Source organism: Corynebacterium tuberculostearicum (genome assembly GCF_022347235.1).
Classification (GTDB): domain Bacteria; phylum Actinomycetota; class Actinomycetes; order Mycobacteriales; family Mycobacteriaceae; genus Corynebacterium; species Corynebacterium tuberculostearicum_F.
Genome location: NZ_JAKRDX010000013.1, coordinates 61,237 through 76,183 on the forward strand (window position 1 = coordinate 61,237; position 14,947 = coordinate 76,183).

The following is a 14,947-nucleotide window of genomic DNA, read 5'->3' on the forward strand; positions in this document are numbered from 1 at the left end:
AAGAGAGTAAAGGGTGCTGGTAGATTCATTCAGGTGACTCACCACTCCGCAGCAGACGACGCCCGCGTCACCGACCTCGCCCTTCGGGCCGGTCGCGGCGACCGCGCGGCGCTGACGGAGTTTATCAAGGCCACCCAGGATGATGTGTGGCGCTTGCTGGCGCACTTGGGCGGGCCCGAGGGGGCCGACGATCTCACCCAGGAGACCTATCTGCGCGTCATCAGCGCCCTGCCGCGCTTTGCCGCGCGGTCCTCCGCGCGCACGTGGCTGCTCTCTTTGGCCCGGCGCGTGTGGGTGGACAATATTCGCCACGATATGGCCCGGCCGCGAAAGTCTGCCACGGAGTATGAGGACGCAATGGGCGCGGCGCCGGAAGAATCCGCGGCGTGGAGCGAGTGGATCGACGCGCGTACGCTTATCGACGCCCTCCCGGCCGACCGCCGCGAAGCCCTCATCCTTACTCAAGTGCTGGGCTATACCTATGAGGAGGCGGCCAAGATTGCCGGCGTGCGCGTGGGCACCATCCGCTCCCGAGTGGCGCGCGCCCGCAAGGATCTCATTGCGGGGACAGGTTAATACCCCCAAATAGTCCCCTGTGATTGCGGAGTTAATTTCACTCCCAAATTGTTACGCTCTGGCTTGAACATATGGCGATGAAAACTAGACTTCAAGTAGTTGAACTTTTGGTATGGAGATGCCTATGCGTAAGACCTTAATCAGCCTCACCGGCCCCGCCTTCGTTGCTGCAGTGGCTTACGTCGACCCCGGCAACGTAGCCGCCAACATCAGCGCCGGCTCCCACTACGGCTACCTCCTGGTGTGGGTACTCGTCGTGGCCAACCTCATGGCCATGTTCATCCAGTACCACTCCGCCAAACTGGGCCTAGTCACCCACCGCTCCCTGCCGGAAATCATGGGCGAGCGTCTCTCCCGCCGCGCGCGCCTAGGCATGTGGGCCCAGGCCGAGCTCATCGCCGCGGCCACCGACCTCGCCGAAGTCATCGGCGGCGCCATTGCCCTGCAACTCCTCTTCAACCTCCCCCTGTTCGCGGGCGCGCTCATCATCGGCGCGGTCTCCATCATTCTCCTCATCTTCCAGAAGAAGAACCAGTGGTTCGAGGGGCTTGTCATCGGCCTGCTCCTGGTCATCTGCATCGGCTTCCTTGCCGGCCTCGCCATCGCCCCGCCCGACCCCGCCGACGTGGCCGGCGGCCTCATCCCCCGCCTAGAGGGCAAGGACAGCATCCTGCTGGCCGCCTCCATGTTGGGCGCCACCGTCATGCCGCACGCCATTTACCTACACTCCTCCCTGACCAAGCAGCGCTACCCCGACCTGGAAATCCCCCACGTGCTGGCCGGCACCCGCGCGGACATCGCCGTGGCGCTGTCCATCGCCGGGCTCGTCAACGTGGGCCTGCTGGTCCTGGCGGGCTCGGCCCTCTACGGCGTGGACGGCACAGAGACCATCTCCGGGGCCCACACGGCGATTGCCAGCCACCTCGGCCCGCTGGCCGGCGTTCTCTTCGCCATCGGCCTGCTGGCCAGCGGCCTCGCCTCGACGTCAGTGGGCGCCTACGCCGGCTCCGAAATCATGGACGGCCTGCTTCACATCAAGGTCCCCCTACTAGTCCGCCGCCTGGTCACGCTCATCCCGGCGCTGGTCATCATCGGCTGCGGGGTCGACCCCACTATGGCACTGGTGGTCAGCCAGGCACTTCTTTCCCTGGGCATCCCCTTCGCCATCATCCCGCTTTTCCGCTATGCCGGCTCCCGGGACGTCATGGGTGAGTTCGCCGCGAAACCCTGGTCTATGGCCGTGGGCTGGACGCTTGCCGCGCTGGTCATCGCACTCAATCTCGCCCTCGTGCTCCTGCCGCTGCTCTAGGCCGCCTACAATCAGCAGCCATGATTGAAGTAGCAGCCGTCGTCATCCGCAACCCACAAGGCCACGTGCTTACCGTGCGCAAGAAGTCCTCCACCAAGTACCAACTGCCCGGCGGCAAGCCCGAGGCGGGCGAGGCGCTTGTCGACGCCGCCCTGCGCGAAGTTGCCGAAGAAGTAGGCCTCACCCTCGACGCCGAGAGCCTCAACAAACTCGGCACCTTCGACGCTCCCGCCGCCAACGAACCGGGCGAGGTCGTCGTCGGCACCATCTTCACCTACACCCGCACCGTCACCGCCGACGAACCCCATGCCGCCGCCGAAATCGGCGACACCGCCTGGGTCAACCCAGCAGCCCCCGACCGCGAGCTTGCACACCTGCTGCGCGACCGCGTCTTCCCCACGCTGGCCTAGCGCCAACTGTCAACACTTCGGCGTCATTGACCTCGAAACCATCAAGAGCTACCCTTTTGAACATGTTCACTGAACACGTTCACTCATCGCGCTCGGCCGCCAAAGCTGGCACCGTCAGCAAGGTCCTAGCCACCGCCTACGAACTCTTCCTCACTCAGGGCTACGCCACCACCAGCATCCGGACTATCGCATCCGAAGCTGGCGTTAGCGTGGGAACCGTCATGGGAGTCGGCGACAAACAAACGCTGCTCATCCGCACCATTGGCCAACACATTTCAGAACTCCACGATGACATCCGGGGACAATCCGATAGCCTTCTCGATGTCCTGAGACCTTTCCTCCAGATGTTTACCGGCCACGAAGAGCTCTCCCGCGCCTTTGGCGCAGCACTCATCCAACAAGGCAATCAAGGCGAAGCGCTCACCGCACTCAAAACGCTCCTGACCGATGAAATCACCCTGCGACTCGGCACCAGGCTCAGCAGCGCCGATGCGGCCGAGTACGCCGACCTGCTGTACAACGTCTACCTCGGCTTACTCATCGGCTGGGCCGCCGGAATCTACGACACCGAGCACCTCACATCCCAAGCCGCCTCATCGATCGAACGCCTCAACACCGCATTCGGAGTAACCCAATGATCCTAGAATCTTCCCCAGCCTGGCCCTCCCTTCTACTAGCAGCCATTCTGCTTGGCGACGCCGCCCTCTCCCTCAAACCAGTCCCCTTCATCGAAGCCTGCCTCAGCGGCGTCAAACTCCCCAAGGACTGGTGGTGGGCGCTCATTGTCATCAAGTGCCTCGCCGCCGTAGGACTCATTGCCGGCCTCTGGTTCCCCGGCGTAGGAATCACAGCCATGATTGGAGTCATCGCCTATTTCTGCGCGGCCGCAGCAGCCCATGTCCGCGCCCACTTCCTCGGTAGCGCATTCTGGATCAACTGCTTAGGCATGCTCGCATTCTCCATCGGAGTACTGATCCTGACGCTCGCACTGAATTAAGACACCAGTCAACCTTTCACGGCTTCCTGAAGGCAGATACATCATTGCACCTCTTGAATGATGACTTGATGCTTTCTACCCTAAAGGTATGCGCACGACGATAAACCTCCCGCCGAAACTCCTTGAAGAAACGAAGGTCCAAGCCAAAGCCAACAATGTCACTTTGAGCTCATACGTCGAAGAGGCGGTCCGCGCTGCCCTCAAGAAGGAAGCCCGCATCAGTACCGAAGACACCCCCGTTAACCTGCCCTCCTTCGATTGCGGCGGACCGGCTCTAGTTGATCTCAGCAACAAAGAAGCTGTGTGGGCGGTACTCGATGATCATTCCTGATGTCAACATTCTCGTTTATGCCTTCCACTCCGCTGCACCGCAACATAAACCCGCTCAACAATGGCTAAGTAGTGCTCTAAATCGGCATGAAACAATTGGACTCCTGGATGTTGTGGCAACGGTTACCTTTCGCCCCACGGGTCCCAAAATTTGGCACTTAGCTGCACTTTGCGTACTACGGCCGGGGTGAACGAGACCACAGTTGTGGCGATTCTTGCCCGAAATACCTGTCCGATGTGTGGTTTATTAGATGTGAACACACGTGATAAATCGACCGTCGATCCGGGCCCGCGCGATACCAATGGCGGGCCCGGCGCGTGTGAGTAAGAGAGTTTCTCCCTTTCATGTTAAAACGCGCAATCGGAATTTCCATGGCGTTTATCGGCGTCGTCGTGGGCGCAGGCTTCGCCTCCGGCCAGGAGGCCATGCAGTACTTTGTGGCCTTTGGTAACTGGGGCCTGTGGGGTATCGCCCTAGCCGCTGGTTTGATGATGATCACCGGCATCTCCATCCTGCAGCTCGGCTCGTATTTCCAAGCCGAGGAGCACACCGCTGTCTACGACAAGGTCGCATCGCCATTTACCGCCAAGATTTTGGACTGGTCCACCCTGGTGACCTTGTTCGCCATCGGCTTCGTCATGTTTGCCGGCGGTGGTGCGAATATCAATCAGCAGTTCCCGTCCATCCCCGTGTGGGTGGGCGCCACCGCCATGCTGATTTTGGTGCTGCTCGTCGGCCTCATGGATGTCGACCGCGTAACCGCGGTCATCGGTACCATCACCCCATTCATCATCATCTTTGTGGTGATTGCCACCGGCTATACCATCTTGAACGCAGACGTTGATTTCTCTGCCATGAATGACTGGGCGGTCAACAATGTTGATACCTCGCTGCCTAACTGGTGGCTAGCCGCACTGAACTACACCGGCCTGAACGTGATGACGGCAGTATCCATGTCCATCGTTATTGGCGGTAACTTCCTGGATAACCGTGCAGTCGGCATCGGTGGCCTCATTGGCGGCCTGCTCTACCTAATCCTGTTGGCCCTGCTGGTCTTTGCGCTCTTCTTCGAGGCCGAGACCGTCAACGGCCAGGATATGCCGGTGCTAAGCCTGATTACCAGCATCCACCCGGTACTCGGCGTACTGATGACCTTTGTCATTTATGGCATGGTCTTTAATACCGCCATCGGCATGTTCTACGCGCTGGGCAAGCGCTTGACCCGCAATAACCCCAAGCGCTTCTACCCGGTTTATGCCGGCGCCTGCATCATCGGCTTCATCTTGTCCTTCGTGGGCTTTCAGGCCTTGGTCAGCAACGTCTACCCGATCCTGGGCTACCTCGGACTGCTGATGATCGTGGTGATGGTCTTCAACCGCATCAAGAACGGCAGCAAGCTCTCGGACGAGTCTGACCGCCGCATGCGCGCACACGAGCTGGTGTCCCGCCGCTTGGACCCGCGCAAGCGCTTTACCAAGAAGAACGAGCGCGAGCTGCGCAAGCTGGCTGCAGCATCCAATATGGAAACCACCGAGTTCGTTACCAATATCGCAGAAGAGATCCACGAGGAGCTCGAAAATGATGATGATATTGAGTACGACCGCGAAGATCCGGAGCCGTCCGTGACCTACGTGCAGCACACCAAGCCGGAGGTTCCGTCGTCCACTAGCGACCTCGACTTTGGCAAGAAGAGCACTGGTGCCGACTCCGGCACTGGCACCGCCAAGCCGGTTTCTGAGGACTAGCCCCCTCGTCCACGGCTGATAGGCCAAAAGCTCGGCGCCCTCCTTCCCTTGCTATTAGGAAAGGAGGGCGCCGAGCTTTGTAATGCGACAGGCGGCGAAGTAGCGCTGTGCTAGACGAGCAGCTCTGCAATCTGGATGGTGTTGAGAGCAGCGCCCTTGCGCAGGTTATCGCCGGCCACGACGAGTACCAGGCCCTTGTTATCGTCCACCGTTTGGTCCTGGCGGATGCGGCCGACCAAGGACTCGTCGATGCCGGTGGCGGCGAGCGGAGTGGGGACGTCGGCAAGCGTAACGCCCGGAGCGCCACCCAAAAGCTCGGTGGCCTGCTCTGGGGTGATGGGCTTATCGAACTCGGCGTGAATGGTCAGGGTGTGGCCGGTGAAGACCGGGATGCGCACGCAGGTGCCCGCTACCTTCAGCTCCGGAATGTCTAGAATCTTGCGGGATTCGTTGCGCAGCTTTTGTTCCTCGTCGGTCTCTAGGGAGCCATCATCCACGAGGTTTCCGGCCATCGGCAGGGCGTTATAAGCGATGGGTGCCACGTACGGGCCAAAGTCTTCTTCATTAAGCGCGGAACCATCGTGAACCAAGCCCACATTGTGATCACCGACGGAATAGACCTGCGCGGCCAGCGTCTGCACGCCGGCCAGACCGGATCCGGACACCGCCTGGTAGGAGGACACGTGGAGCTTATTCAGGCCAGCGGCATCGTGGAGGACCTTCAGCACTGGCATGGCAGCCATGGTGGTGCAGTTCGGGTTCGCGATGATGCCCTTCGGGGTGTTCTTCGCCTCCTGCGGGTTGACCTCGGAAACGATGAGGGGAACCTCTGGGTCCTTGCGGTAGGCCGAGGAATTATCCACCACGGTCGCGCCGGCCGCGGCGAAGACCGGGGCCCACTGCTTGGAGGTGGAGCCACCAGCGGAGAACAAGGCGATATCGACGTCGGCAACGGATTGTTCGGTGACCTCAGCGAGGTCTTCTACGGTAATCTGTTCGCCGCGAAATTCCAGCTCGGTGCCGGCGGAGCGAGACGAGGCGAAAAAGCGCACCTTATCCGCCGGGAAATTGCGTTCTTCCAAGATGGAGCGCATAACGCGGCCGACCTGGCCGGTAGCGCCTACGACTGCAACAGTGGTCATGACTTAAAAATCCTCTGTAGTTGCTTTTGGGTATTTAACGTCCGGTTCCAGCATAAACCGTGGCTTCTTCTTCGCCACCAAGCTGGAACTTATCGTGCAGCGCACGGGCGGCCTTATCCAGGTCGGCCTCGCGGGTGAGCACGGATATGCGGATTTCGGAGGTGGAGATGAGCTCCATATTGACATCGACGTCGCGCAGGGCCTCGGTAAACTCGGCGGTCACGCCCGGGTGGGACTTCATGCCGGCGCCGACGAGGGAGACCTTGCCCACCTGGTCGTCGTAAAGCACATTGGCCCAGCCGCCCTCGGACTTCAGCTTGGTCAACAGCTCCATGGCGCGTGGGCCGTCGGCACGCGGGCAGGTGAAGGTGATATCGGTGGTGCCATCCTCCAGGGAGGAGACGTTTTGCAAGACCATGTCAATATTGATCTCTGCATCAGCAATGACACGGAAAACCTTCGCCGCCTCCCCGGGGCGATCCGGGATTCCAAGGACGGTGACCTTTGCCTCGGACTTATCGGTTGCTACACCAGTGAGTACTGCTTCTTCCACAGGGATATCCTCCATCGATCCGGTAACTAGGGTGCCGGGGTCATTTGAATAAGACGAGCGAACTCGCAACGGTACATTGAACGCGCGGGCGTACTCCACGCTGCGCAGAACCAAAATCTTGGAACCTACCGCGGCCATCTCCAGCATCTCCTCAAAGGAGAGCTTGTCTAGCTTCTGCGCGTCCGGGACGATGCGCGGGTCTGCGGTATACACGCCATCGACATCGGAGTAAATCTCGCACACGTCCGCATTCAGCGCGGCCGCTAGCGCCACCGCGGTGGTATCGGAACCGCCGCGGCCCAGCGTGGTGACATCGCGCGATTCCTTATTAACTCCCTGGAATCCGGCGACGATGCAGATCTTGCCCTCATCCAGCGCTTCAGTCAGGCGGCCTGGGGTAACGTCCACGATGCGGGCATTGCCGTGGCGCTCGGTGGTAAGCACGCCGGCCTGGGAGCCGGTAAAGGACTGGGCATGGGCACCCAAGGATTCCACGGCCATGGCCACCAGCGCATTGGAGATGCGCTCGCCGGCGGTCAGCAGCATGTCCATTTCGCGCCGTGGTGGCACGGGGTTGACCTGGGCGGCAAGGTCGAGCAGCTCATCGGTGGTATCGCCCATGGCGGAGCACACCACGACGACGTCGTTGCCCTGCTTCTTGGTGGCCACGATGCGCTCCGCAACGGCGCGAATGCGGTCTGCGGATTCGAGGGATGAACCGCCATATTTTTGCACGATCAGGGCCACGGTAAGGATGCCGCCTTTCGTCTTTCAAGGCACCCCTGGCGCGCGTCTGCACACCGCCAGAAATACCTGTCGGTCACTAGTCAAATACCCATGCTACCCCGCAGGGGTCTAGTCCTCATCATAATTCCTAGACAATGCTTGCTTTTTATTCACACGCCTCAAGGGTAAAGCGCGCCATGCGCCGGCCGCCTCCAAGGAGAAAAACGCGCGCCATACAGCGCAGAATATGCATATAACAGGAATCTTTACTACCGTTGAGCGGGTGTTAAGCAACCTCCTCGCCATCTTTTTCGCGCTCGCATCCGCGCTGACGGTTGCTTGGGGCACGGTCATCCGCCACCGCATTGCCCTCGACGCCGATGATTCGGTCATGCGCGCCGCCATGTCTAATCCCTTGTGGTGGGTGGGCACCGCGGCCGCGATTGGCGCCTATGGCCTGCAGGTTATCGCGCTCGGCTTCGGCACCTTGCTGGTGGTCCAGCCCATCTTGGTGCTGTCCTTGATGTTTACCCTGCCGCTATCGGCGTGGTACTCCGGCCGCAAGATGCCCTTCCACGAAGTTTTCTGGTCCATTGCGCTGACCATCGCGGTGGGCATCATGGTCATCTACGGCCGGCCGGTTGCCGGCAATCCCCGCCCCGAATGGAGCGACTGGTGGCCGGCGCTCCTCGTGGGGTTGGCCACCCTCGCAATCCTCGGCGCAGCAGCCGCAAAGCTACCAGATCAGCGCCCCTTGGCATTGGGCACGGCCTGCGGCGTTATCTATGGCTTCGTCGCCCTGCTCTCGAAGGCCGTGGTGGATATTTTCACCCACGAAGGCCTCACCACCCTGTTGGCCAGCTGGCAGTTCTACGGCCTCATCGGCCTCGCGCTCACCGGCACGGTGGTACAGCAATATTCCTTCAACGCCGGCCCCCTGGCCCATTCCCTGCCGGCCATGACCATCTTTGAGCCCATCGTGGCTTTCGGCTTGGGATACATGGTTCTGGGAGAGAAATTCCTCATCGATACGGCCGTCGGTTGGGCAATTATGCTCATCGCCCTGACCGTCATGGTGCTGTCCACCATCGTGCTCTCCCGCAGCCCGGTAAGCCAGCGCGGCTAGATGGCCCACTCAAATACGCCGAGCATGTAGGCCGAAAACCACGCGCCAAACAGGGCCCAGGCAATAACCGCAACGCTTGCCGACGCCCCCTTTTTCACCCACGGCAACAACACGATCACCGCCGGCAGGAGCAGCCGGGGCCGCGAGTGCATGATGCCATCAGAAAGCAGCACATTGGCCATGAGGACGGCGGAAAATAGCCAGGCCGCCAACGGCAGGCGGCGCCACGCCAGCACCAGGCATACCGGGGCAGCGATCATTACGCCGGCGCTGAGCAGGTAGCCGCCATTGGTGGCCCCGGTGAGCGTCTCCCACAGCCACACCACCGTGGCTTTGCCGCCATCGAAGCCGGAATTCCAATGTTCTTTCTGGATACCAAAGTAGCCGCCGACCTCTTTCAAGTGGCTGCTCGACCACCACAAATAGCCCACCAGCGGCACGACCGAAAACGCCACCGCGGCCCAGGCTCGCCAGTCCTTTCGGGCCCGCAGCAGCACCATAAGCCCAAAGACCGCAACGAGGTCCACCGCGGTAAGACGCACGAGCCCGGCCACAAAGATATACGCCGCGGCGGCCCACCAGCGCTCGCCCACCAGCGCCACCACCGCCCAGATAGCCAGTGCCCCGAAAAGCGCCTCGGTATACGGCATAGAAAACACGATGGACATCGGCGCGCTAGTTACCACTACGGCGCTGAGTACCTGGGCCCACTTCCCCATGCCCATCTGCGCGGCCAGGGCCATCACCCCGGCGGCCAGCGCGATGCTAAAGAGCACGTTGAGCGCGATGGCAGTGCCGGCCTCGCCGGTTCCCAGGATGCCGCTCACCGCACGCACCAGGAAGGGAAAGCCCGGGAAGAAGGCCATGGTCGTCTCATGGACCGGCCCATCCGTTGAGATATCCGCGCCGAAGTACCCGCCGCGGGCGATTTCTACGTAGTGCTTGGCGTCCCACTTATTAAGCAGGCCCCAGAGCTTATCGTCCTGCACGGCGGCCACGGCCGCGAGCACGCCCACGCGCAGTGCGGCGCCGATGAGCGCAACGAGCGCGGCAGGCGCCCACAAGGAGCGCAGTAAGGACGGTGAGGTGGGTGCGGCATGGCGGGCTGTAGACACGAAAGGCATAGTACCGTACCGCCGCCGTGTCTCATTGAATGAAATCTCTTGTCACATAGTGAGAGAGCCTGTAGTGTGACCGATATGACACAGCGGATTGACCTACTCCTTATCTGCCGCGGCGGGATTTCGGCCTAAGCACTGGCCAGCGCCCCGTCGCGGAGTCCGGCTGCCCAAGCCCAGCTGGCCGTCTCCCCATAGACACCACAGAAGAGGAAACCGCAGCATGTCCCCCACTGACTCTTTTATCAGCGCCCCTCGCGATATCACCACCCCTAACGGCCCACGCCGCGAGGGACAGCCCGCGTGGAATAAGCAGCGCGGCTCCGCCATGCCCCACGAGCGCTACCAGCCCTTCGCCGTCGAAGTGGAAGACATCGACCTGCCGGACCGCACGTGGCCCAGCAAGAAGATCACCCACGCCCCACAGTGGTGCGCGGTGGATCTGCGCGATGGCAACCAAGCGCTGATTGATCCCATGAGCCCAGAGCGCAAGCACCGCATGTTCGACCTGCTGGTCAAGATGGGCTACAAGGAAATCGAGGTCGGCTTCCCGTCCGCTTCCCAAACCGATTTCAACTTCGTCCGCGAAATCATCGAGGGCAATAAGATTCCCGATGACGTCACCATCCAGGTCCTAGTCCAGGCCCGCGAGCACCTGATCCGCCGCACCTTTGAGGCCTGTGAGGGCGCCAAGAACGTCATCGTGCACTTTTATAACTCCACCTCGAAGCTGCAGCGCCGTGTGGTCTTCCGCAAGGACAAGCCCGCCATTAAGAAGCTGGCTACCGACGCCGCCGAGCTCATCAAATCCATCGCCGCGGACTACCCAGACACCACGTGGCGCTGGGAGTACTCCCCCGAATCTTTTACCGGCACCGAGCTGGACTTCGCCCGCGAGGTTTGCGATGAGGTAGTAGAGATCATGGACCCCTCCCCGGATAATCCGATGATCATCAACCTGCCCTCCACCGTGGAGATGATTTCACCCAATGTCTACGCCGATTCCATCGAGTGGATGCACCGCAACCTGGCCCGCCGCGAGGACATCTTGCTCTCGCTGCACCCGCACAATGACCGCGGCGAGGGAATCGCCGCTGCCGAGCTGGGCTTCATGGCCGGGGCGGACCGCATCGAAGGATGCCTGTTTGGCAACGGCGAGCGCACCGGCAACGTTGACCTCATTACCCTGGGCCTGAACATGCTCACCCAGGGCGTGGACCCACAGATCGATTTTTCCGATCTGCCGCAGATCCGCGAGACCGTCGAATACTGCAACCAGCTGCGCGTTCCGGAGCGCCACCCCTACGGCGGCGAGTTGGTCTTTACCGCCTTTTCCGGTTCCCACCAGGACGCCATCAACAAGGGCTTGGATGCGCTGGCGGCCACCATCCGCCCCGGCGCGAACAATACCGAGGTCTCGTGGGAAGAACTGCGCGAGGCCATCTGGGAGGTTCCCTACCTGCCCATCGATCCGATGGACGTGGGCCGCGACTACCAGGCGGTCATCCGCGTCAACTCCCAGTCCGGCAAGGGCGGCGTTGCCTACATCATGAAGACCGACCACGGCATCAATATGCCGCGCGCCATGCAAGCGGAGTTTTCAACCGTGGTACAAGAAATCACCGACTCCGAAGGCGGCGAGGTCAATTCCAAGAATATGTGGGACATCTTCGCCACCGAATTCCTGGACCGCGAGACCCCGCTGGTCGTGGAGGCCTTCCACATAGACAATTCCCCGGCCGCTGACGGTGACGTCGCCGTGACCGCCACCGTGGCCTTCCGCGGGGAAAAGTCCACCGTCTCCGGCACCGGCAACGGCCCCATTGCGGCGTATGCCAACGCGCTGGAATCCCTGGGCATCGACTTCGAAGTCATGGAATACTCCCAGCAGTCCCGCTCCGCCGGTGACGACGCCGAGGCCGCCTGCTATATCGCCGCCGACGTCAACCAGAGCAAGGTGTGGGGCGCCGGCATCGCCGGCTCCACCACGCGGGCTTCCATTAACGCGATTAACTCCGCCGTCAACCGCGCCCTGGCCTAAGCGCGCTCGCCGGCGCTACACACCAGCGCCGCGCCCCGGCGTGGTAGAAGGGTGGGTATGCCTTCTTCTACCTACCTCATTCCGCACCGCGGCTTGGGCGCCGTGCAGGCCCTGCCCATCTATGGTGCGCAGACGAAGGAAAACCAAGAGTTCACCGTCACCTTGGCGCCCCGCCAGGACGGTGGCCTGGAGGTGCACACCGACTCCCCCATCGGGCACATCACCAGCGCAGACCGCGCCGAGTACCCCGAGATAGATCTGCTCTTTCGCGCCGGGCTCACCCCTGCAGCCACGGCCGCGCCGCAGCCCGATGGATCCCTGTCCCTGCTGCTACCTCGGCCGGGCCTCTGCCTGCCGGCCAATAATCCGCCAGCGGGCCCGTGGACAATGCTGGGCTATGCCCCGCCCATCAATATCACCGATCTCCCCGCAGATCTGGATATTCCCGCCCAGGCCCGCATGCACGTATTGGTGACGCTTTCACCCAGCACCACCGGTTCCGGCACCGATGCCTACTTGGGCCCGCGGTGGGTGGGGCGGTTGGAAGGGGTGGACGTCGCCAAGCAGGGCATAACCCTAGCCCACGCCTACCATGCGCCGCGCAGCACTGGCCGCGTGCTCAGTATCTATGCGGGTGCGCCGCTGCCGGATTCAAAGGAAGCCTCGCTTGCCGACGCCACCCCTACCTCCCCCGCCGCCACCGAAACCTTCGAAACCACGAGCTTCCGCGCCGTCAACGTCGATGACTCCGCACCGCGCCGCCAGCAGTGGTGGCCCACCCTCATTGCCCTGCTGGTAATTGCAGCGCTTATCGCCGTGCTTATTTTTATTCTGTAGAAACTTTTGGGGCAAGATAACACCCCTTTCTCGCCGGGTTGGGAAATTGGAAATCGCCCCTAGAGACGCTTAGAATGCAAAATAACTATTGTTTTGCATGGAAAGGCCCCAATGACTTCGCTGGATTCCGCCACCTACGTGGTCCCTGACCACGGTTTTGGCGTGATCCATAACCTGCCCGTCGGGGATGTGTCGCCGGAGATTTTCAGCGGCTTGCTCGAATCCACAGCCACGGAAGATGGTTACCTATCCGCAGAACTCGGCCCCCGTACCGCCGAGGAAGGCTTCGCGGTTCGGATCGATGACTCGCTTGTGGGCCACCTCAGCGCCGCCGATTCCCAGGCCTACGCTCTCTTTGACTGGATTCTCAGCGCCGGCCTGCACCCGCGCGCCACCGCCCATGTGAGCATGACGGATGCCGCTGGGGAAGAATGGCCCACGCTCAACCTGCTGCTGCCGGCGCCGCACCTGTGCATTCCCGCCAATAACCCGCCAGCGCAGCGCTGGACCATGCTGCCCGGCGAGACCACCGCCACGTTGACGGAGTTTTCCAAGGCCGTCACCGCCTTTCCGCAAACCGACGAGCACTACCTCGTTTCTTTGCGCACCCGCGGTTTCCTGCGCCGCAATACCGTCGACGTCTATATCAATAGCACCTTCTTGGGCTCCCTTCCCCGGGAGGCCGCCCGCGAGATCGCCCCTGCCGTGCTCGACTGCACCAAGACCGGCCGCCTCGCCATTGCCCACGGTTACTTCCACTACAACGCCGATGACCGCCCCGCGCTCACCGTCTACGCACACAACGCCGCCAATAGGCACCACGCCGGCCTAATTTTGGGTGTCGTCGCCGGTGGCACCGCCGTCATGTCCGCCGCTACCGCAGCCCGCGCTCAGGCCGCATCCACTGTGCCCGGCGGCCCCGCTGCCGGTGCCTCTACCGCCGGCACCTCCGCAACCGGCGGTTTCAGCGTCGCCTCTGCCGCCGGCGCATCCGGTGCCGTGACCTCGAACCTGCTGGCCGCAGCCGGCGTCGCCGTGCTCGTTGGTGGCGGTGCCACCGTGGCCACCAACCTGCTGAGCGACGACGAAGCCCTTTCGGACACCAACGCGCATTCCACCGCTCCTGCTCCGGAAGGCAACCATTCTTCCCACTTCGACGGCAATGGCCCCAAGCGCCCCGCGCACCCCGCCACGCCGCGCATCCACGATGCCGGCCCCACCAGCGGTACCTCGGCTCAGCCCTCGCTTGCCGACGCCCCCTCTTTTCCAGCACCGCACCACCACACCTACCCTTCGCAGACCACGAAAAAGCCCAGCGCGACGCACTCTCCTCATGCTGACCGTGCCCAGGCCGCTGCCTCCGACAACCGACGTGGCCACCACAGCGAACCCCGCGGCGGCCACCACGGCGACAGTTCCGACGCGATTTCTCGCGCCGCCTCCACCGCCGCTGCTGCCGCCAGTGCCGCAGCCGACAACGTCGACTCGGTCCGAACCTCTGCCCCGGCACCCGCACCGTCTCGGACCACGCCTGCCTCGACGCCATCCTCCAGCTCGGAACCCGCACCCCAGGTAGCGGCCAAGGCGCCGACCGCAACCTCCTCGTCCTCCCAGTCTGCCGAGCCTTCCCAGACCACGAAGTCCACGAAGAGTACGCCATCTGCGGAGCCGTCCTCTGAGGCATCCTCGCCTGCCGAGCCGTCCGACCTGCCGACCTCAAGCACGTCTACCTCGGAAAAGACAACTTCCAAGAAAACGACGGCTGAAACTACCACCGCAGCCTCGACAGAAAAGCAGACCGCAGAACCTTCCAGCTCCGCCACCAGTTCTGCCACGAGCGAGCCAACGTCTAAGCCGACCCAGGCTGCAGAGCCTTCCCAGACCACCGAGTCCACGAAGAGCACGACATCTGCAGAGCCGTCCTCTGAGGCATCCTCGCCTGCCGAGCCGTCCGACCTGCCGACCTCAAGCACGTCTACCTCGGAAAAGACAACTTCCAAGAAAACGACGGCTGAAACTACCACCGCAGCCTCGAC

General features: G+C 62.1%; 14 protein-coding genes. 11 read left to right on the forward strand and 3 right to left on the reverse strand.

Annotated elements, in window-relative coordinates; translation table 11 throughout:
- The first annotated feature begins 33 nt into the window (after positions 1-33).
- From MHK09_RS08325 to MHK09_RS08355, 7 genes are all read left to right on the forward strand, one after another.
- Positions 34-576, forward strand: coding sequence for an RNA polymerase sigma factor (locus tag MHK09_RS08325; RefSeq protein ID WP_005323148.1), 543 nt, complete (start codon positions 34-36; stop codon positions 574-576).
- A gap of 124 nt (positions 577-700) precedes the next feature.
- On the forward strand, positions 701-1,885 hold the full coding sequence (locus MHK09_RS08330) for an Nramp family divalent metal transporter (protein WP_011272788.1): 1,185 nt from the start codon (positions 701-703) through the stop codon (positions 1,883-1,885).
- 20 nt (positions 1,886-1,905) lie between these two features.
- Entirely contained in the window at positions 1,906-2,295 is a 390-nt protein-coding gene (locus tag MHK09_RS08335) for an NUDIX hydrolase (protein WP_005292595.1), read from the forward strand.
- A 62-nt stretch (positions 2,296-2,357) separates the two neighbouring features.
- Positions 2,358-2,933: a TetR/AcrR family transcriptional regulator gene (locus tag MHK09_RS08340; protein WP_005292598.1), complete on the forward strand. Its 576-nt coding sequence runs from the start codon at positions 2,358-2,360 to the stop codon at positions 2,931-2,933.
- Positions 2,930-3,292, forward strand: a complete 363-nt coding sequence (locus MHK09_RS08345; protein ID WP_005292602.1) for a DoxX family protein — start codon at positions 2,930-2,932, stop codon at positions 3,290-3,292. The genes MHK09_RS08340 and MHK09_RS08345 overlap by 4 nt, the downstream gene beginning before the upstream one ends.
- A 163-nt stretch (positions 3,293-3,455) precedes the next feature.
- Entirely contained in the window at positions 3,456-3,623 is a 168-nt protein-coding gene (locus MHK09_RS08350) for a hypothetical protein (protein WP_227909767.1), read from the forward strand.
- 344 nt (positions 3,624-3,967) lie between these two features.
- Positions 3,968-5,368: a YkvI family membrane protein gene (locus MHK09_RS08355; RefSeq protein WP_005327110.1), complete on the forward strand. Its 1,401-nt coding sequence runs from the start codon at positions 3,968-3,970 to the stop codon at positions 5,366-5,368.
- A 110-nt stretch (positions 5,369-5,478) separates the two neighbouring features.
- Here the strand turns inward: MHK09_RS08355 and MHK09_RS08360 are convergent, their stop codons facing one another.
- Together MHK09_RS08360 and MHK09_RS08365 are read right to left on the reverse strand one after the other, a co-directional pair.
- Entirely contained in the window at positions 5,479-6,510 is a 1,032-nt protein-coding gene (locus MHK09_RS08360) for an aspartate-semialdehyde dehydrogenase (RefSeq protein WP_250413220.1), read from the reverse strand.
- Between the two features lie 34 nt (positions 6,511-6,544).
- Positions 6,545-7,810, reverse strand: coding sequence for an aspartate kinase (locus MHK09_RS08365; protein WP_005323151.1), 1,266 nt, complete (start codon positions 7,808-7,810; stop codon positions 6,545-6,547).
- 226 nt (positions 7,811-8,036) lie between these two features.
- Here MHK09_RS08365 and MHK09_RS08370 point away from each other — a divergent pair, with 226 nt between their 5' ends.
- A complete protein-coding gene (locus tag MHK09_RS08370; RefSeq protein ID WP_005323152.1) occupies positions 8,037-8,915 on the forward strand; it encodes a DMT family transporter in 879 nt (292 codons plus the stop codon).
- Here the strand turns inward: MHK09_RS08370 and MHK09_RS08375 are convergent.
- Positions 8,912-10,039, reverse strand: a complete 1,128-nt coding sequence (locus MHK09_RS08375) for a mannosyltransferase family protein (RefSeq protein WP_050780306.1) — start codon at positions 10,037-10,039, stop codon at positions 8,912-8,914. The two genes, MHK09_RS08370 and MHK09_RS08375, sit on opposite strands and share 4 nt — an antisense overlap.
- A 217-nt stretch (positions 10,040-10,256) precedes the next feature.
- Between MHK09_RS08375 and leuA the strand changes: the two genes are divergently transcribed.
- The 3 genes from leuA to MHK09_RS08390 form a co-directional block, all read left to right on the forward strand.
- Positions 10,257-12,074 carry a 2-isopropylmalate synthase gene (leuA, locus tag MHK09_RS08380; protein WP_250413221.1) on the forward strand — a complete coding sequence of 606 codons (1,818 nt, stop codon included), beginning with the start codon at positions 10,257-10,259 and terminating at the stop codon, positions 12,072-12,074.
- A gap of 57 nt (positions 12,075-12,131) precedes the next feature.
- Positions 12,132-12,911 carry a hypothetical protein gene (locus MHK09_RS08385; protein ID WP_250413223.1) on the forward strand — a complete coding sequence of 260 codons (780 nt, stop codon included), beginning with the start codon at positions 12,132-12,134 and terminating at the stop codon, positions 12,909-12,911.
- A gap of 111 nt (positions 12,912-13,022) precedes the next feature.
- The coding region (locus MHK09_RS08390; protein WP_250413224.1) for a hypothetical protein at positions 13,023-14,947 on the forward strand (1,925 nt) is incomplete at its 3' end.